This window comes from Lysinibacillus sp. NPDC093692 (genome assembly GCF_050280125.1).
Classification (GTDB): Bacteria; Bacillota; Bacilli; order Bacillales_A; family Planococcaceae; genus Lysinibacillus.
Window position 1 is genome coordinate 27,175 of the sequence record NZ_JBNNUW010000031.1, and the last position, 17,920, is coordinate 45,094.

A 17,920-nucleotide genomic window follows, 5' to 3' on the forward strand; every position below is an offset into this window, starting at 1 on the left:
TTAACAGTAATCTTCAGTCTCGATTTTCCATACTGTAAACAAACCTGCCATAAGTCCAATCAGCCCTAATGTTACTGCAACTGATAACTTAGAGATGATTCCTCCTGGTCCTGCTGCAGCTGATGTGACAATACACATAATCAAAATAGCCGCGACAATCGTTGCAATAGTCGAACGATTTAACATCCCGACTGCAAAGGTGATCAACCCCATAAAAATAGCTGAAATATTTGTAATTAAAACAGTCAGAATTATTTCCGTAGTAATATTGTATGAGAACATCGGTAAGTTCTGATTCAATACATACATCACTACATTTTGAAAGATTCCACTTATTGACATAAATATAAATGTAATTATAAATACTACTACTAGTTTACTAATGATGATTTTTGTCATTTTGATTGGATATGTGTAAAGCATTAACGCCGTTTTATTTTGAAATTCACTTACAATCAGTGAAGCAATCAACACTGCCTGCCATACGATAAATACGGCTTTGATTAATGTATCGATAATTATAGTTGTACTCAACTCGATTGTCGGCATCCCAGAATCCAATCCACTAATCTGATCAGGAATAAGAAACTTCATCATAATGACTAAAGCAGTGATAAGAAAATTGCATGCTGCTAAAGAAATCAACTGCTGCTTCATATTTATTTTTCCTAATTCAATACTGACATACTTCATATTTTCCTCCTCTTCATGTAGGACTTATTCAAATAGCTCATCAATAACATGCTCAAGTAAAAATTCAAATACTATCTGATGATTGTAAGCAATAGCATCCTTTTCTGATGACAATGTCAGTAATGCAGATAAAATCCCGATAACTTTAGAGAGTGGTTCCTTACAAACCAAATTACTTCTCTCTATCGTTTCACTTAATTTTACCAATGTATGTTCCGAGCTATGAGTAATCAGTCTACTTTCAGGTAATCGATTTAATAATGCCTTGAAATCATTGCTGGACAGTGTTTTGATCCAGTTTCCTCGATCGTATTCCTGATACAATAATTTGAATCCTTCAATAAATCCTTCTTTATTGGGAGATTTCGTTACAGCATCATTCATATGATTAACCATTCGATTTTGTACTTGATCCATGACATCGGCAAACAGGGCCTCTTTACTATCAAAAAAAAGATAGAAAGCTCCTTTAGAAATACCAACTGTATTACAAAGCAAATCAATATTAGTTTTTTTATACCCAATACTCACCCAACTTTTTTCACATTCAATACATAGATTCTCTTTGATTTTTTCTTTTTCTTCTTGTGAAAAACCTCTTGCCATAACTAATGCTCCCTCTCTTCATAGGACTGCACCCCACGATAACCATATGACTAAATTCATTTTTTTAGTCATACGCATTCAAAAAAATTAACTTTGCTGCTTATGTAAAATCGAGACAAAGTATTCTTCCAATTCAATATTTTCTTTTTTCAGCTGTTCCAGTTCCACATGTTCAATCATTTCGCCCTGACTCATAATTGCCACATCAGTTACAATTTTATCGACTTCAGGGATAATATGACTAGATATTAATATAGTGGTCCCCATCTTTTGATTAATTTCCTTCAGTATTTCTCGAATATCAATAATTCCCATTGGATCAAGCCCATTGATTGGTTCGTCTAAAATCAACAACTTGGGAGAGGTTACTAAGGCTCTGGCAATCCCCAATCTTTGTTTCATCCCTAAAGAAAAAGTATCTAATATATCCTCAGCATTCTCTGATAAACCTACAATAGATAAAACATTATCAATATTGCTTAAATATTCTTCATTCATATATTTACAATGGATTTCTAAATTTTTTCTGGCTGATAAACCAGAGTAAAAAACAGGAGTTTCAATAATACAGCCAATACTTGTCAATACATTCTGATTTCTTCTGTCTATAGTTTCGCCAAACAGTTTGACAGTACCTGAATCAGATTTTAATATACCCAAGATTGTTTTCATCAACGTTGTTTTACCTGCTCCATTTGCTCCAAGCAAACCGAATATTGATCCCTGCCTTACTTCCAAAGAAATATTATTTAACAACCTCTTTCCATTGATTGTCTTACAAAGGTTTGTAACTTCAATAACTGTATCCAAAAAATCCCTCCTTAGTTAAAAAGTATATATTTCACACTATAATCTGTCAATAAAAAACAAAACCCCCATTAATATATCCCAAAACTTTTACATTTTAATACATTTGTAACATAAAACACCCATCTACAAAAGCAGGTGGATTTCTAATTGTCCACGACTAAAGTCGTAATTCAAGGCTAAAGCACTTCTCAAAGCTTTTACGCTTTATAAGTACATTTAACTTCTTTCAGCAAGTTTCTAGTAGGAAAGCAAAGCGACAGCTACAGATGTTTTTTGTAGCGAAAGCAACGCGGCAGCTACAGATGTTAAATATCTTTAGGTCTCCAAAATCGTTTTATGAAGAATCTTTAAAAAAGAATTTTTATCTTCTTGCAAATAAAAGTGACCACCGTTAAAAAATTCATACTGACACTTTTCTTGAAAAAATTTCTGCCAATTTTGATACTGCTTTAAATCCCCTTTGTCTTGGGCTCCTATAAAAATATGCGGCTGTATATTTCCCAATGGATATTTCGGATATCTCAATTCAGTCTCATATTGCTTCAATAAAGAAATATCCTGTTGCATTATAGGAAATAGAAGCTTTCCTAATTCTTGATTTGTATGAATCTCATCCGGTTGTTTATGCAGTGACTGAATATATTCCCACATATCTTCAATTGTTTCTATTTTTATTTTTAGATTCATCTCTCCAGGAGGCAATTTAGCTGATATTATCAGTTTTTCAATACTTATATTATATTTTTCATATATTCTCTTTGCTACTTCATAAGCAACAGAACCACCCATGCTATGACCAAAAAATATTAATTCTTCTAAAACCAAATCATTTATTTCAAGTAGTTCTTCCAGCAGGTAATCTACCAGTTCATCCATTGTTTCAGCAAGCGTTTCTGTTAATTTCAGTAAATGTCCAGGATAATCAAGATAAATGGGTAATATTCTTACAGGTTCTTTTATGATAGCACTATAAAACAAGCTTGCTCCACCTGCATGAGGGAAAATAACCACTTTTTTCATATTCCATACTTCTCCTTTTCCATTAATACTCTTACTATTTCGTTTAAGGAAACTCTTTTTAAATCATATTTCAGCTTATTTTTATAGCAAACTGCAGAAGAGTATTTTTCATCAATAAACAAAATTTCAAGCTCTATGTTTTCTAATTGACCCTCTGCAGTATAAATACATATTTCACCATCAGACTCGTTCACATAAAATGAATTTAATGGTGTCGATAGTCCCGTTCCTCTATATTTTAAATAACTCTCCTTTAAGCACCATATTCTGTAAAAATACTGCAGACGTTGTTCATTCAGCTGCTTTAGAATAGCTTTATATTCTCTCTCGTGGAAGAAATCTTCCGCTATGTCCAATTCAATTTCATTAATTTTTTCTATATCAACACCTAATTCCTTATCACTGATACCACACAGCACATATTCCTCAGAATGCGACAGACTGAAATATACATCTGCAACATTATTCAGAAACGGCTTTCCGTATTCATTCTTAATAAATTTTATATCTGAATTTTTCAACAAAGAGTTTTGACATATACCATATCTAATCAATAGCTCTCCCAGAATCGACCGTGTCTGATCATCTTCAAATTTAAGTAAATCGATTGCAGCTCTTCTTTCTTCAGATAAATATTTTTTTAATTCAGTTTTCAATTTTTTATCTGTAAGCTCTTCTATTTTCAAATAATACAGCTTTAACATATTTCCCCCGCAATAATAAGTTTGTTATAACGTACATTTAATAATAGGCAATTATGCCGAGGCGTAATTGCCGCTGTCGCTACAAAAAAATATTTGTAGCTGGCGTTTCACTTTCGTTACTAAAAACTTGCTGAAGAAGTTTCATTTTAAAACATTCATCATAGTAAATAAAAGTCAATCCACAAAGTTAATTATATACTACACATAACAGTATTTTAAGGAAAATTTCACTTAATTTCCATTAATTTCATACATTTTTTACTCTCTATCTTCTTCATTCTCCAATTGGTTAATCGTATTATTTTACTTAATTTATTAATATTAATAACCATTCTTTACTAAAACTCTTAGTTTTTCACCTACAACTAACATCTTTAATATCAAAAAAAGATCAAGATTAGTATTCACTTCCCTAGTATAATTAGCAATTCTGCAACACTTTCAGTAAAAGCCTTTACGACTAAGTTCTAAAACTTCATTTATGTAATCAGGAATTTCAGGTTCTACAAATTGCTTCCCTATTTTAACTTTACTTTGAATGTAACTTTTATTATGTACTTTCCCTTCTTCAAAAGCTGAAAAAACACATTCAATAATTTGCTGTTTTATTTTTCTTAGTTGTTTAGATTTTTCTTTGGATTTATTCGCTTTATATCTTGCGCCTATTAATCAACATTCATCCGGAACTTTCTAATCGTAGCATAGGACCTCGCCCTTTAATGGAAGTATCTTATTATCGCTTTACAGATTCTTAATCCAAAAGAAAAACCGAATTCTCTCTTAAGAAATTCCGGTTTTTCTTTTTTATAGTAGGTTAAACATTTTCAAAAATGGTAAGTATAACATTGCCTAAAATAAAATTAAGTATATCCTTGCCCTTGCGGCAAAAATATACTTAAAATCACAAATGACTCTGTATTTACAGCCACTTTATTTATAGAGATAGCGGGAGTCGCACCCGCTAACATATTTTATGCTTTTTGATAACGAAGTACTGGTGTACGAGCAGCGCGTGTTTCGTCTAGACGAGTTACGACTGTTGTATGTGGTGCTTCTTGTACGATTGATGGGTTTTCTTCAGTTTCTTTTGCAATTTGAATCATCACATCGCAGAATGCATCTAATGTTTCTTTAGATTCTGTTTCTGTTGGCTCGATCATTAATGCCTCTTCCACATTTAATGGGAAGTAAGTTGTTGGTGGATGATAGCCAAAGTCTAACAGACGTTTTGCAATGTCTAAAGTACGAACGCCAAGTTTCTTTTGACGACGACCTGATAATACAAATTCATGTTTACAATGACGGTTATATGGTAGATCGTAGAATGGCTCTAAACGACGCATCATATAGTTTGCGTTTAGTACAGCGTATTCTGTTACAGCTTTTAAGCCATCTGGACCCATTGTACGAATATAAGTATATGCACGTACGTTGATACCAAAGTTACCATAGTAAGGTTTAACACGTCCGATTGATTGTGGGCGCTCGTAATCGAAGTGATATGTTCCTTCTTCTGTTCTTACTAAAACTGGTTTCGGAAGGAATGGAATTAAATCAGCTTTCACTCCTACTGGACCTGAACCTGGGCCACCGCCACCGTGAGGACCTGTAAATGTTTTGTGTAAGTTTAAGTGTACGCAGTCAAAGCCCATATCACCAGGACGTGCTTTACTCATAACTGCGTTTAAGTTTGCACCGTCATAGTATACTTTACCGCCAACAGAGTGAATAAGCTCTGCCATTTCGATAATGTTTTCTTCAAATAGACCAAGTGTATTTGGATTTGTTAGCATTAATGCAGCTGTATCAGAACCAACTACTTTGCGCAAATCTTCAATATCTACTAAGCCATTTTCATCTGATTTCACAGTAATAGTTTCAAAGCCTGCAACTGTTGCAGATGCTGGGTTTGTACCGTGAGCAGAGTCAGGAACAATAACTTTATTACGGTGACCCTCACCATTTGCTTCATGGAATGCGCGGATCATCATTAATGCTGTCCATTCACCATGAGCACCTGCTGCAGGTTGTAATGTCACTTCATCCATACCTGTAATTTCAACTAATGAAGTTTGTAGGTCGTAAAGAAGCTCCATCGCACCTTGAGTTGTTGATTCGTCCTGTAATGGGTGAACATTAGCAAAGCCTGAAATTCGTGCAACGGCCTCGTTAATTTTTGGATTATATTTCATCGTACAAGAACCAAGCGGGTAGAAGCCAGAGTCTACACCGTGGTTACGACGAGAAAGTGCTGTATAGTGACGCATAATATCAAGCTCAGATACTTCTGGTAATTCTGCTGCCTCAGCGCGTACTAAGTTTCCAGGAAGTAAATCGGCAAGATCAACCTCTGGTACATCAAGTGCTTCTAAGCTGTAACCTACGCGACCTTCTTTGGTAATTTCAAAAATGAGTGATTGATTTTCGTTATGCATTAAGAGCCCCCATTTCTGCAACTAGTGCATCAATTTCTTCCTTCGTGCGTAATTCTGTTACTGCGATTAGCACGTGATTTTTTAGAGAGTCATATGTTTGACCTAAAGGATAGCCACCGATGATACCTTTTTCAATTAAGCCTTTATTAATTTCTTTCACACATTTATTTGTCTTCACAACGATTTCGTTAAAGTGTGCACCTTGGAATGCTACTGTGAAACCAGCCGCTTCAAAGGCATTTTTAGCATAGCGTGTTTTCGCAATGTTTTGCATTGCCATTTCACGAACGCCTTCTTTACCTAGAGCAGTCATTGCTACAGAAGCAGCAAGTGCAAGAAGTGCTTGGTTCGAACAAATATTAGACGTTGCTTTATCACGACGGATATGTTGTTCACGTGCTTGTAATGTTAAAACATAACCACGACGACCTTCACCATCAACTGTTTCACCTACAAGACGACCAGGAACTTTACGCATTAACTTCGTAGTTACTGCAAAGAAACCACAGTGTGGACCACCGAATGCTTCAGAAATACCGAAAACCTGTGCATCCCCTACACAAATATCAGCACCTAGCTTACCAGGTGGTGTTAAAATTCCTAGTGCAAGTGGATTCGAAGAGACAACAAATAAACTTTTTGCCTCATGCGCAATATCGCCAATTACTTGCAAGTCCTCTATTTGACCAAAGAAGTTAGGATATTGTGCAATAACAGCTGCCGTATTATCATCTATTAATTCCTTTAAAGCTTCTACATCTGTCACACCATCATTTTGTGGAACAGTAACAATTTCAATGGATTGACCATATGCATATGTAGCAACGACATCACGATACTCAGGGTGAACTGCTTCAGATACTAAAATTTTCTTACGGCGTGTATGGCCAGCTGCAAGCATACCTGCTTCAGCTAACGCTGTTCCTCCATCGTACATAGAAGAGTTTGCAAGATCCATGCCTGTAAGCTCTGCGATCATCGTTTGGAATTCAAAAATTGCTTGTAATTCCCCTTGTGAAATTTCTGGTTGATATGGAGTATACGCTGTGTAAAACTCTGAACGAGAAATAACATGGTCCACGATAACCGGTTTATAGTGGTTGTATACGCCTGCACCTAAAAACGATACGTTAGCATTTGTATCTTTATTTTTCGCAGCCATTGCTGTTAATTCTTTTAATAAAGCTGATTCAGATTTCGCTTCTTTAATATCATATAGGCCTTTAAAACGTACTTTTTCTGGAATATCCTCAAATAACGCATCAACTGAGGATACACCGATTACGTCTAACATTTCTTGTTTATCTTGCTCCGTCATTGGTAAATAACGATGTTTCATAAATGTAGGTCCCTCTTTTCAACTTTTATTTTGAACGCTTGTAAAACGGTGTTTCAACTGTTACTACTTTTAAGTGCTTACCACGAATTTCAATTTCCAATTCAGTTCCGATAGTTGCGAATTGACTGTCAATTAATGCGTGACCAACATTTCGTTTAGAAGAAGGAAGTTGTGTACCTGTTGTCACTTCACCGATTTCCTTACCATCCTTCAACACTTTGTAGCCATGGCGAGGAATTCCTTTATCAATCATTTCAATACCCACAATTTTGCGTGACAGCCCATTTTCTTTTTGTGCCACTAATGCCTCATGACCATTAAAGCCCTCTTTATTTAACTTCACAGCAAAACCAATACCAGCCTCAAGAGGTGAAATTGTCGCTGATAGCTCTTGCCCGTATAATGGAAGACCTGCTTCAAAACGAAGTGTATCACGGCAGCCTAAACCTGCAGGAACTACACCTTTGTCTTTTCCAGCCTCTAAGATTTTACCCCATAATGCTTTAATATCTTCTGGAGAGCCATATAGTTCAAAGCCATCTTCTCCTGTGTAACCGCTACGAGATACTAATGCTTTATGACCAGCAACTTCAACATCTGCTTGGAAACGGAAGTATTTAATCGTTTGTAAATCAGTATCTGTTAATGTTTGAAGAACTTCTTCTGCTAATGGACCTTGAAGGGCAATTTGTGCATAAGCCTCTGATTGGTTGTCTATCGTTACATCATATTGATGTTGATTTTCCATCATCCAATCATAATCTTTTTCAATATTTGCCGCGTTCACGCATAATAAATAATGATTGTCTGCTAATTTATACGTTAATAAATCATCGACAACACCACCATCTTCATAGCACATTGCATTATATTGCGCTTGACCTACTGCAATCTTAGAAATATCATTTGTCAAAAGATTTTGTAAAAACTCTAGTGAATTAGGTCCAGTTACTAAAATCTCACCCATATGTGATACATCAAATAAGCCAGCACGATTACGTACTGCATCATGCTCTTCTTTAATAGAAGAGAACTGCACTGGTAATTCCCATCCACCGAAGTCAATTGTTTTACCACCATGTTTTGCATATTCTTCAAATAGAGGTGTGCGTTTTAATTCTGTCATTGTTTTTGCCCCCTTATTGTTCGTTACATATTTACTTATAGTAGTTCGTCTGTTTTTTTGTACAGTCATGCTTCCCTTGTTTGTTCATCCAAATAAAGAAAAACGAACAACATTAGGTAAAACATTTAGACATAAAAAAAGACAGACGAACCCCTTTTCGGGATTCTCTGTCCTTGCACCTGAAAGTTACACCAGACTGACTCGCATACATACAATGCCAATCAGCCGGCTTTCCCCTTTGGTGGCTGTAGTACTACAGCACTCTCCAGAGTTGCGTCTTATACGAGTCCTTTTACCTGAGAGATTCATAACATTTTGCTATTTGCTCCTTCGGTGACGTCTATACGTGCTCTCCCCGTACAATCATCCGCCCAAGTTTCAACTTGGTACTATTTAGTATTCAATGAACATTAAGTAACTTTTGTCTATATCCTAACATTAATTGCATTGAAAAGGCAATCATTTTTTATTTTATGTTAAAAAACGAACATTTAAGTATTAACGATACATCAACGTTCGCTTTTTAACCTTTTAACTTGGAATACTAAATACTCAAGAATTTGGCGGATTGTTCGCCCCTCTGTTAACACTTGTATATGTCCTACTTCACGATAGAACTTTCTTCTGTAATGATACAGCTGCTCTAACTCTTCTTTCGTCGAGCTCTGTACAATCGGTCTGTTCGGATCATGCTGTATTCGTTTGTATATATCTTCGAATGTCGCATCTAAAAAAAACACGAGCCCACTGCGTCTCATTATTTTTCGATTTTCAGCATTAATTGCGACTCCACCACCTGTTGAAATAATACAAGCTTCGTCCCGGAAGTTTTTCAAAAATTCTGTTTCTATTTCCCGAAAACGGGCTTCTCCGTATTTTTCAAATATTTGCGGAATTGTCATACCCTGCTGTCGAACAATCTCATGATCCATATCGTAATAGGGCATCTTTAACAAATAGCTTAAACGTCTTCCTAACGCACTTTTCCCGGAGCCCATAAAACCAACCAAATATATTTTTCGCATTCGAATCACCTTCTTATAACTACGATTCTACACTGTCTGACAAAATTTGTCCTAATAAATTTATCGTAGCTCGAACATTGAGCTTTTCTAGGCCATCATATGTTCGAAACTGAATCTCATAAGACGTACAAAACGTAAGGACAAAAGTAGTTACAAAAAATAATAATCCAATTGCGATTAAAAAAATAGCCCCTCTGTCATTTTTCAAAAACTGGAACATAGAAAGTTCGCTCCTTTTTACTACCACTTGGAAGTTCAACAGCTACTGTTAACATATCTTTTTCATATCGGAACTGGCATTTAGTAATACCAACTAGCATTGGTACATGACCACCATTTACTTGATCACGAATTATATTGCTGTAACAATCAATATTATGAATGGTATCTGCGGCCTGGAAGGTTATTCTCTTTTGATCCTTTCGAATTGTAAAAGATGAAATATCACTTACATACATATTCAAATCATAAACAAAAAGCTCCCACTTTGATTGCTCATCAGTTAGCATCGTTGTTTTCATTTCAGCAAACCAAAGCATAATAAACACAACAAGATGGGCAATAAGCACAAAAACAACTAATTGAAACATCGCTTCTAATAATGTGTAGCCTCGCTCATTCATCAACTTCACCTGTCAGTTGTATACATTTTTTACGTAATTCCCGCATATTTTGAAAACTTACACATATCCCTTGTCCATTCATAAACCACTGAAATTCTATATTATCAATGGTTTTAGTGCCTTCTGTTTGTTGTAGATTGCGGTAATGCTTTAAGCCTTCATAGGCCGTTTCAGCTGCGAACACCTCCAACTTCTTGTTATAAAGAGTCGTTTTCATCGTATAGCTAATTGGTATTAATGTCGTGCATACTAACATAACAATGACTACTGATAATATCGTTTCCACAAATGAATAACCAGATTCATTCAATCCTCGATCTCCCTCGTCCTAATGTAATCACAACTTTTTTCACACCTTGAGGCGTTTTAAAATAAACAGTCCCTGGCGTCATGACGTTTCCATTATAGTTGTACATAATCGTGTAAATTGAACTCGATGCAGGCATAAACTCAACTCCTTTCGGAAAAGGGCGTTCATATAATTCTGTAAAAATATCCTTTTTAATAATGTATCTCTTTGATGAACTTTCAAACTTCATCGAGATATATTCCCTTTGATGCATACTATAAGTTTGTATATATTGAATATCTAATTGAATTTGTGTAAAAAATTGCTCAAGCTCCCTAGTCTCCACTCCTTTTAACGAATATTTGACGACAATTGCTGACAAACACATGAGGATAAACAATACAATTAGCATTTCAACAAATGTATAGCCACGCTCACTCTTATTAGCATCCATCAATTACCAGAACCAGTATCGGTAGAGGTTTTCGCCAATCGTACCTCCCCATCCTTAGTGATTACAATCTCTTCTTTATTAGGGCAGGTCGTTTCATTCTTCTTTAAATAGCCTTTCGCTACCAAATCTTGAATCGTTGGATAATCCATAAAATCTACTCGATACGCCTCCACCTGACCTTGCACCATGCTCACATACGCTTTGCACCCCTTCTCATCGACGGTGGCAAAATGTTTCGTAACATTTGGGATTGTAATTAAAATTAATATGGAAATAATCAGGAGAACTATTAACATTTCAATTAAAGTAAAACCTGTTTGCTGCTTTATACGTTTCATTATTAACCTCCTATACTAGTTCAATCATGTGATATATTGGCAATAATAAACTTACATATGCGGCAACTATGCACATCGCTATAATGATAAAGAAGGTGGGCTGCACGAACACAAGGATTTTATGCAATAGTTGCTCTTGCTTTTCCGTCATTAACTCGCTGTACAGTACTAGCTCTTTTCCTAAATAGCCACTTTGTTCTCCATGTTCAACAAATGTTGTAAAATCCTTCTGCCAAACTGTCATCAACTTAACTGCTTGCGTTAGCGTATCACCCAAAACAACGCGATCCTTTATACATAGCGCTAGATATTGTAAAAACGGTTGAAGTCGCTGCTCCTCTAAAATTTGTAGACTTGCCTGTAAAGAAAATCCACTTTGTAGCAGGCTCCCTAAATAAGCAGCAAATTGTCTCGTCAAAGACATTCGTGTATAAATCCGAATCAAAGGAGTTTTTAGAATAATATTTAACTGGCGAGCAATCGGACGTCGTTTGAGAGTAAGGTAAAAAATGAAAATACAACAAAATACCGCAATGCCTATGAACATTAAAGTATCGGGAAGATGCAATAATGCCTTTGACAAAGCAATGCTTGTCTCCTCAGTGCCGGTAGTTCGGCTAGTCACCATTTTTTCGATATTAGGAAAGAATATGGTACGAAACACTAAAAACAACAGCAACAAAAATAAAATAAGTACTACAGGATATAGGAGTAGCTTCATTAATTTTTTCTTCGTCGCTTCACTCAAAGCCATATGCTTTGCTACGCCTTTTAACGTCTCAATCATATGCCCATTGTTTTCTGCAACTGTAATGGCTACTAAATGCTGTTTTGGAAGTTGTAATGCTTCAAAAACTCCTAAAACACCGACTCCTTGTCTCAGCTTTTCATTGATTAGCTTTTGCATGTCTTCATGTGCTTCAATATGATGAGGTAATAAAATAGAAATAGCCTGCGGGAATAAATAACCTTCCTGCATTAACACACTTAACCGACTAAAAAAATGAGCTTGCTCCCTTACGCGCCATTTTGTTGCCTTATTGTAAGCCAATTGAATTCTTTCAATAAACGTTCGTATTCGCATAGTGATGACTCTCTATCATTTCTTTTTGACCTGCAAGTGTTAACTCATGTGGCAATTCATAGCTAGTTTTTTGCATAATTGCTTTAATGGCCATTTGAAGTTGAACATCGCTTAATATTTCAAACAATGCACGGCGTTCTTCCTGTATTATAGGTGATTGGAAAAGTGTTTGAGCGACTATACCTACCACATTTTGGCGAAGTTCTTCTATTGATACACCCAAGTCCAAAAATCGATAAAGGCAGTTTACCGAATCCTTAGCATGAATGGTTGAGACTACTAAATGACCTGTTAAAGAAGCTTCGATTGCGATTTTTGCAGTCTCTTTATCGCGTATTTCACCAATCATAATAACGTCAGGTGAGTGGCGTAAAATAGCCTTTAAGCCTGTAGCATATGTAACGCCAGCTCGTTCGTTTACTTGAATCTGTAAAAGATTAGCTTGATTATTTTCTACAGGGTCTTCTAAAGAAATGACATGACGATTTAGCTCTGTCGAACAGTAATGGATTAGAGAATACAAGGATGTTGATTTACCAGAGCCTGTCGCACCTGTGAAGCATAAAAGTCCCTGTTGATGTTTCACTAGTTCCATCAACATGTTTGCTGCATATTCGGAATAAGATAAGGAAGTAAGTGGGAATGCATGATTTTGTAGAAGTAGACGGATAATTAGGCTTTCTTTTAAAAATACGGAGGGAAGTGTCGAGACACGAAAGGCATATTGATCTTGTTCCATAGCTTTTTGGAAAGAGCCGCTTTGGGGTTTTCGCCGCTCGCTAATATCTAATGCCGCTGAAAATTTATAAAAGGAAATCATTCGTTCCGCAAGATTATTTGGTAACTCACCTGCTTGGAGTAGCTTATCATATTTGCGAAAATAAATACGATACCGCTCACTTTCCGGAACTAAAAGCAAATCTGATGCACCGAAATGATAGGCTTTTAGTAATAGTTGCTCACATTTTCGTTCAACAACCGTTTCAAAGTTCTGCATATTCGCACCCCTCTTCTGGTTTTTTCGAATATGACCGCTCTATTCGTTATGTCCTAGTATAGATAGGAACTTGCCGGAAGAAAAGCTCTTTTCTTAAATTAAAAATTTGGTATAAAATTTCCTATCAAACATGTTTTTTTGCGATAAAAATGTGGATAGCTTGCTAATTTCCATAAACGATTCGTTCAGTAATATATATACTAAGTCAATAATTTTCTAATTACTACCTTATAGTCATCAATCCAAACACATCAAAACATCCTTTAAGACGATTACCAACACGATTAGTTTTCTATAAAATGAAAGAGGCTACCGAAATAATATGGCGGCCTTTTAATTCTTCATATCACCTAATAAAATCTCTTATTTATTAAATAGCAACTTAAAGTAATTATAGGTTCGAGAAGACACATCCAATTCTAATGCCTGCCCTTTAATTTTAACCTTCCATTCTAAATATGATTAGAGAATACAAGGATGTTGACTTACCAGAGCCTGATGCACCTGTCACGAAAGTACAAGTTCTGAAAAATGTATTTCCTTCTATTATATCTGTTATCATCCCAGACAGTCATAGGGCACTGGATATCCTTTGTGTACTTTGTATCACAGATAATTACAAACACAATTAAGACCACCCATCACGGAGTGGGATGCTGAGGCAGAAGCAAAAGCAATAGCGGAAGCGAAGGCGAAAGAAGAAAGCATTCCTAGAGAATATAAATCGGCATTAAAAAAAGCAGAAGTATATGCGAAATCTATGTCCATGTCAAAGGCTGGTATTTATAATCAATTAACTTCTGAACATGGAGAGAAATTCCCAGCAGAAGCTGCTCAATATGCTGTAGATAATATTGTATTCGATTGGAAAGGTAATGCATTGAAAAAAGCTCAAATATACGCTGAAAAAATGAGAATGTCGGATTCAGCTATTTACCAACAATTAACTTCTGAATACGGTGAAAAATTTACTCCTGAAGAAGCTCAATACGCGATTGATAATTTAAAATAAGTAATATCATCAACATAAATGATTGTGGAAGGCACATCGAAGGTCACTCAAATGAGTGGCTTTTTATTATTAAAAATAAACGATTTTTATTATGGTAAATAAGTCTCGTATTGGTTAGAGTTGTCTTTAAAGGTTATTTAAAGAAATTTCCTATAAATACTTTAAAGGAGGATACATAAGTGAGTAAGATATTTAAAAATAGTTTTATTTATCTAGCATTATCACTACTAGTACTAATCAGCTATAACGTTGAAAATGCACATGCTGAAGATGGCTATTCAGAAAATTTAATACCTAAAATGACTTCAAATGAATCAGAGTTTGGTAAAGCATCCTCTTCAAGTAACCACGTTGAAACACCAAGCTGGAAAGCCTTTGATGGCATTGACTACTATGATAGTGGTGGCGCCAACTATGCTTGGGGAACGTCTGAAAAAACAGGGTGGTTAGCATATGAATTCTCAAGTCCAAAAGCAATTAGTAAATATGTAATGAATAATCAAGGAAGTTTTCCAGAACTTTTTCCAAATACATGGACATTTGAGGCGTGGGACGGTTCAAATTGGATAGTATTAGATTCTCATAGCAACGTTACAGTAGACGATTGGAGAAAGAATCCAAAACAAAGCTTCACCTTTGAAAATTCTAGTTATTATAACAAGTACAGGGTTAACATTACACTTACTAATAGCACATATCATGCCGTAAATACAGCAATATCTGAACTACAAATGATGGAAAAAATTTCAACATCACCAAAACCTGAATCAATCTCATTAAATAGAAATGTATTAGAACTTCTAGAAGGTAGCCAAGATAAATTAATAGCAACTGTAACTCCTGATACTGCAAAAGTAATATGGACATCTAGCGATGAATTAATTGCTACTGTAGATCAGAATGGAAATGTTAATGCCATTCGTGAAGGTGAAGCAATCATTACAGCAAAGATAGAAAACACAGATATCGCAGCTACTAGCGCAGTATTTGTAAAAAAAACAAGCAATGAATCTTCAAATGCTATTTTAAGCATTACATTAGTAAATGGTATAATAAAAGAGTATGACGTTACAAATAAAGTACTAAAAGACTATTTGAAATGGTTTGAAAGTGCACAAGATACATCAACATTCAAATTTTCTAAAACAATAACCCCTTATAAAAAAGTAACGGAATATATCGTACATGATAAAATCGCCTCATTCGAAGTAAGAGAATACTAAACAAAAAATGACCAGGTACTCACTTTCAATTGAGCGCCTGGTCTTTATTTTGGTGACTTAATAATAAATTTTCAACCTGCGTTTTTAGTGCCATATTAGCATATCGTAGAACCACGTCATTCCCCGCCGTTGCTACATGCACATCACTAAAATACTCATCTATCTTTTCTACTTTAAATAACCTTATTTTCTCTTTTGCCAACAACCTCTTCTTATTGTAATAATCTTGGGTTATGTCTTTTAATAACTTATCGAGGATTGGTAAATAAACTTTACTCATTTTCAAATTTTCAATTACAGAGTAATTACGTTGCAATGATTGGACAGCCATACCAAGAATCAAAAATTTATGAAATAGTCGCCGTTGTTCAGGATTCAACATACAACTCCACTCCCTACACAAGAACATTCGTTTGTATCTTTTCGGAACGAACGTTCGCTTTTTGGTAGGTGAAAATTACAGGAATAAAATTTAAATAGCGTGATTTCCGTTACTATTGCCTAATTTTATATATACAATTCATGCTAAATTTCCTAAAATGGTAATTAGTAGATAAGGTTAGTGAGGAGAATATAATTGAGTAATTGCTCTAATTGTTTAGCCATAAATCCATTTAAGAAAGTACATAGAGATGGGGCTGAGATTGAAATATGTGAATATTGTAATACGATTAAGGAAGAAGAGTGCGAGGAATATCCAAAAAAACAAGTACAAAATAAAAATGATTCAGATCCATTTACTTCAGATCCATTTATCACTAAAATTTTTATATACGCATGTATTCTGCTAGTGTTTTTTGTTTTATTTTCATTATTGCCATACTTATAAATGTACATTGACCAAGACGGCAATTTGAGCTATCTTGGTCTTTACATTTTAGTTACTACGCTGTGCAATGATAAGTTTTAAACCTTCATAATCACCATTTGTCATAGTTCCATTATCAAATTTATCTAACCACATTTTATCAATAAGCTTTTTATCTACTGCTTGTTTAATATAATCACGTACTGCAGCTTTTGTTGTCGCGTTTGTGAATTGCATTTTATCATCATCCTTCTCCGTTGGTTTATCTAAGCCGTTTTTAATGTCTAATTTGAATTGTTCCTCTGAAATCCCCATACTCTGCAGATACGAAAATGGATCTCTATGTGTTGTACCTTTTAAATTGTCCGTAATCCAACGGTGTGATTTTATACCGTCACCACTGCCATCGAGTACAACAGGTATTCCAGCCTCTTTAGCAAGTTCACGTAACAACTCAAATATAAGCAGCGTAATCCTTCTTAAATTGCTCCATATCATTTATACGAGCCAACTCTACTTGTGCATAGCTAAGTGGATTACCTTTCGGGCCACAACCATATTGCACACGATTAACTGGCGCAACTTGTACAATTTTACCGCCACAGCCTACCCAGTGAGATGTAAATGCATTGGCTTTATTGCGGTTCATGTATGCTATTTCATTTTCTAAAGCGTTTGGGCTACAATTGTTTGGATTGCCTGATTCATGGGCTATAACATATTTAACAGCAGTTAAAGCTATGTTCGGCAATCCTGACATTAAGCGTTTTTCGATAGCATAAGTCATTGTTTATCACCCTTTTTATCAACGTTATCCATTTGTAATTGTGTAAAAGCATTTGCTAAGAATTTAGGTACTTTAATGTCCAACTTTCCTAGATTTTCAATCATACTTATACCTTCCATCCCGATTAAGAACAAGATCATTGCATTAAAATTCCCACTCGCTGTTGCTGAATCGAGTTGTACTGCTGCAATGACCATCAATACCATAGCCGTCTTTTTGATTAAGCCCTTAAACATCTTTTTACTTTCAGTTTTCTTGAAAACTAAACTAACCATAAATCCTAGTGCATAATCGATAGTCACGAATATAACTAACGCTTTAATTAAGTGGTCAATACCTCCGATAAGGTATCCTATCCATGCCATTGCACCGCCAATAAACGATGTATATAATGTGTCTGTTGTTCATCTGACACCTTCCTTTTCTGCATAATAAAAGCCCTCCACAGATAATGAACTGCTCCCCAATTATTAGACACTCAATCTAACAATTGGAGGTGCAGTTTTTGTATGGTTAAATTTAAAGAAAAAGTGAAATTAGAAGCTGT

Annotated in this window: 20 protein-coding genes, 2 pseudogenes and 1 riboswitch; of the genes and pseudogenes, 3 read left to right on the forward strand and 19 right to left on the reverse strand. The window is 35.2% G+C overall.

All coding sequences use genetic code 11. The annotated features are described in order from the left end of the window. The 16 genes from ACQKN4_RS22770 to comGA form a co-directional block, all read right to left on the reverse strand. The gene (locus ACQKN4_RS22770) at positions 1-693 is read right to left on the reverse strand and encodes an ABC transporter permease (protein WP_427484892.1); all 693 of its coding nucleotides are present in this window, start codon (positions 691-693) and stop codon (positions 1-3) included. Between the two features lie 24 nt (positions 694-717). Further along, positions 718-1,299: a TetR/AcrR family transcriptional regulator gene (locus ACQKN4_RS22775; protein WP_079563941.1), complete on the reverse strand. Its 582-nt coding sequence runs from the start codon at positions 1,297-1,299 to the stop codon at positions 718-720. An 87-nt stretch (positions 1,300-1,386) separates the two neighbouring features. Further along, on the reverse strand, positions 1,387-2,109 hold the full coding sequence (locus tag ACQKN4_RS22780) for an ABC transporter ATP-binding protein (RefSeq protein WP_079563938.1): 723 nt from the start codon (positions 2,107-2,109) through the stop codon (positions 1,387-1,389). Positions 2,110-2,424: 315 nt separating this feature from the next. Then, a complete protein-coding gene (locus ACQKN4_RS22785; RefSeq protein ID WP_427484893.1) occupies positions 2,425-3,129 on the reverse strand; it encodes a thioesterase II family protein in 705 nt (234 codons plus the stop codon). Next, entirely contained in the window at positions 3,126-3,833 is a 708-nt protein-coding gene (locus tag ACQKN4_RS22790) for a 4'-phosphopantetheinyl transferase family protein (RefSeq protein ID WP_079563933.1), read from the reverse strand. The genes ACQKN4_RS22785 and ACQKN4_RS22790 overlap by 4 nt, the downstream gene beginning before the upstream one ends. A 971-nt stretch (positions 3,834-4,804) precedes the next feature. Beyond that, positions 4,805-6,268, reverse strand: coding sequence for an aminomethyl-transferring glycine dehydrogenase subunit GcvPB (gcvPB, locus tag ACQKN4_RS22795; RefSeq protein ID WP_427484894.1), 1,464 nt, complete (start codon positions 6,266-6,268; stop codon positions 4,805-4,807). Continuing rightward, entirely contained in the window at positions 6,261-7,607 is a 1,347-nt protein-coding gene (gene gcvPA / locus ACQKN4_RS22800) for an aminomethyl-transferring glycine dehydrogenase subunit GcvPA (RefSeq protein WP_427484895.1), read from the reverse strand. The genes gcvPB and gcvPA overlap by 8 nt, the downstream gene beginning before the upstream one ends. A gap of 25 nt (positions 7,608-7,632) precedes the next feature. After that, on the reverse strand, positions 7,633-8,733 hold the full coding sequence (gene gcvT, locus ACQKN4_RS22805) for a glycine cleavage system aminomethyltransferase GcvT (RefSeq protein WP_197144192.1): 1,101 nt from the start codon (positions 8,731-8,733) through the stop codon (positions 7,633-7,635). Positions 8,734-9,007: 274 nt separating this feature from the next. After that, a riboswitch (glycine riboswitch) is annotated at positions 9,008-9,100 on the reverse strand. A 142-nt stretch (positions 9,101-9,242) separates the two neighbouring features. Then, positions 9,243-9,758: a shikimate kinase gene (locus ACQKN4_RS22810; protein ID WP_427484896.1), complete on the reverse strand. Its 516-nt coding sequence runs from the start codon at positions 9,756-9,758 to the stop codon at positions 9,243-9,245. 19 nt (positions 9,759-9,777) lie between these two features. Then, positions 9,778-9,966, reverse strand: coding sequence for a hypothetical protein (locus ACQKN4_RS22815; RefSeq protein WP_427484897.1), 189 nt, complete (start codon positions 9,964-9,966; stop codon positions 9,778-9,780). Continuing rightward, positions 9,956-10,381: a competence type IV pilus minor pilin ComGF gene (gene comGF / locus ACQKN4_RS22820; protein ID WP_427484905.1), complete on the reverse strand. Its 426-nt coding sequence runs from the start codon at positions 10,379-10,381 to the stop codon at positions 9,956-9,958. The genes ACQKN4_RS22815 and comGF overlap by 11 nt, the downstream gene beginning before the upstream one ends. Continuing rightward, positions 10,374-10,691 (reverse strand): hypothetical protein, encoded by a 318-nt coding sequence (locus tag ACQKN4_RS22825; RefSeq protein ID WP_427484898.1) that lies wholly within the window; start codon positions 10,689-10,691, stop codon positions 10,374-10,376. Before ACQKN4_RS22825 ends, comGF begins: the two co-directional genes overlap by 8 nt. Then, a complete protein-coding gene (gene comGD / locus ACQKN4_RS22830) occupies positions 10,684-11,124 on the reverse strand; it encodes a competence type IV pilus minor pilin ComGD (protein WP_079563913.1) in 441 nt (146 codons plus the stop codon). Before comGD ends, ACQKN4_RS22825 begins: the two co-directional genes overlap by 8 nt. Then, positions 11,124-11,462: a competence type IV pilus major pilin ComGC gene (gene comGC, locus ACQKN4_RS22835; protein WP_079563910.1), complete on the reverse strand. Its 339-nt coding sequence runs from the start codon at positions 11,460-11,462 to the stop codon at positions 11,124-11,126. Before comGC ends, comGD begins: the two co-directional genes overlap by 1 nt. Positions 11,463-11,472: 10 nt before the next feature. Further along, positions 11,473-12,546 (reverse strand): competence type IV pilus assembly protein ComGB, encoded by a 1,074-nt coding sequence (gene comGB / locus ACQKN4_RS22840; RefSeq protein ID WP_427484899.1) that lies wholly within the window; start codon positions 12,544-12,546, stop codon positions 11,473-11,475. After that, positions 12,524-13,543: a competence type IV pilus ATPase ComGA gene (gene comGA, locus ACQKN4_RS22845; RefSeq protein WP_427484900.1), complete on the reverse strand. Its 1,020-nt coding sequence runs from the start codon at positions 13,541-13,543 to the stop codon at positions 12,524-12,526. Before comGA ends, comGB begins: the two co-directional genes overlap by 23 nt. Before the next feature lie 688 nt (positions 13,544-14,231). Between comGA and ACQKN4_RS22850 the strand changes: the two are divergent. Next, positions 14,232-14,555: pseudogene (locus ACQKN4_RS22850) on the forward strand (Ltp family lipoprotein); the annotation flags it as partial. Positions 14,556-14,734: 179 nt separating this feature from the next. Continuing rightward, positions 14,735-15,778, forward strand: coding sequence for an Ig-like domain-containing protein (locus ACQKN4_RS22855; RefSeq protein ID WP_427484901.1), 1,044 nt, complete (start codon positions 14,735-14,737; stop codon positions 15,776-15,778). A gap of 25 nt (positions 15,779-15,803) precedes the next feature. Here ACQKN4_RS22855 and ACQKN4_RS22860 read toward each other — a convergent pair whose 3' ends face one another. Further along, positions 15,804-16,160, reverse strand: a complete 357-nt coding sequence (locus tag ACQKN4_RS22860) for an aconitate hydratase (RefSeq protein WP_427484902.1) — start codon at positions 16,158-16,160, stop codon at positions 15,804-15,806. Positions 16,161-16,355: 195 nt separating this feature from the next. Here ACQKN4_RS22860 and ACQKN4_RS22865 point away from each other — a divergent pair, with 195 nt between their 5' ends. Continuing rightward, entirely contained in the window at positions 16,356-16,607 is a 252-nt protein-coding gene (locus ACQKN4_RS22865) for a hypothetical protein (protein WP_427484903.1), read from the forward strand. Between the two features lie 48 nt (positions 16,608-16,655). Here the strand turns inward: ACQKN4_RS22865 and ACQKN4_RS22870 are convergent. Then, positions 16,656-17,373: pseudogene (locus ACQKN4_RS22870) on the reverse strand (peptidoglycan recognition protein family protein). Next, the gene (locus ACQKN4_RS22875) at positions 17,370-17,738 is read right to left on the reverse strand and encodes a phage holin family protein (protein ID WP_427484904.1); all 369 of its coding nucleotides are present in this window, start codon (positions 17,736-17,738) and stop codon (positions 17,370-17,372) included. Before ACQKN4_RS22875 ends, ACQKN4_RS22870 begins: the two are co-directional and overlap by 4 nt. Positions 17,739-17,920: the final 182 nt, after the last annotated feature.

Excerpts from the sequence above, each read along its gene's own strand:
- ACQKN4_RS22770 (WP_427484892.1), bottom strand. The coding sequence starts at position 693 with ATGAAGTATGTCAGTATTGAATTAGGAAAAATAAATATGAAGCAGCAG.
- ACQKN4_RS22775 (WP_079563941.1), bottom strand. The coding sequence starts at position 1,299 with ATGGCAAGAGGTTTTTCACAAGAAGAAAAAGAAAAAATCAAAGAGAAT.
- ACQKN4_RS22785 (WP_427484893.1), bottom strand. The coding sequence starts at position 3,129 with ATGAAAAAAGTGGTTATTTTCCCTCATGCAGGTGGAGCAAGCTTGTTT.
- ACQKN4_RS22790 (WP_079563933.1), bottom strand. The coding sequence starts at position 3,833 with ATGTTAAAGCTGTATTATTTGAAAATAGAAGAGCTTACAGATAAAAAA.
- gcvPB (WP_427484894.1), bottom strand. The coding sequence starts at position 6,268 with ATGCATAACGAAAATCAATCACTCATTTTTGAAATTACCAAAGAAGGT.
- gcvPA (WP_427484895.1), bottom strand. The coding sequence starts at position 7,607 with ATGAAACATCGTTATTTACCAATGACGGAGCAAGATAAACAAGAAATG.
- gcvT (WP_197144192.1), bottom strand. The coding sequence starts at position 8,733 with ATGACAGAATTAAAACGCACACCTCTATTTGAAGAATATGCAAAACAT.
- ACQKN4_RS22810 (WP_427484896.1), bottom strand. The coding sequence starts at position 9,758 with ATGCGAAAAATATATTTGGTTGGTTTTATGGGCTCCGGGAAAAGTGCG.
- comGF (WP_427484905.1), bottom strand. The coding sequence starts at position 10,381 with ATGAATGAGCGAGGCTACACATTATTAGAAGCGATGTTTCAATTAGTT.
- comGD (WP_079563913.1), bottom strand. The coding sequence starts at position 11,124 with ATGGATGCTAATAAGAGTGAGCGTGGCTATACATTTGTTGAAATGCTA.
- comGC (WP_079563910.1), bottom strand. The coding sequence starts at position 11,462 with ATGAAACGTATAAAGCAGCAAACAGGTTTTACTTTAATTGAAATGTTA.
- comGB (WP_427484899.1), bottom strand. The coding sequence starts at position 12,546 with ATGCGAATACGAACGTTTATTGAAAGAATTCAATTGGCTTACAATAAG.
- comGA (WP_427484900.1), bottom strand. The coding sequence starts at position 13,543 with ATGCAGAACTTTGAAACGGTTGTTGAACGAAAATGTGAGCAACTATTA.
- ACQKN4_RS22860 (WP_427484902.1), bottom strand. The coding sequence starts at position 16,160 with ATGTTGAATCCTGAACAACGGCGACTATTTCATAAATTTTTGATTCTT.
- ACQKN4_RS22875 (WP_427484904.1), bottom strand. The coding sequence starts at position 17,738 with ATGGCATGGATAGGATACCTTATCGGAGGTATTGACCACTTAATTAAA.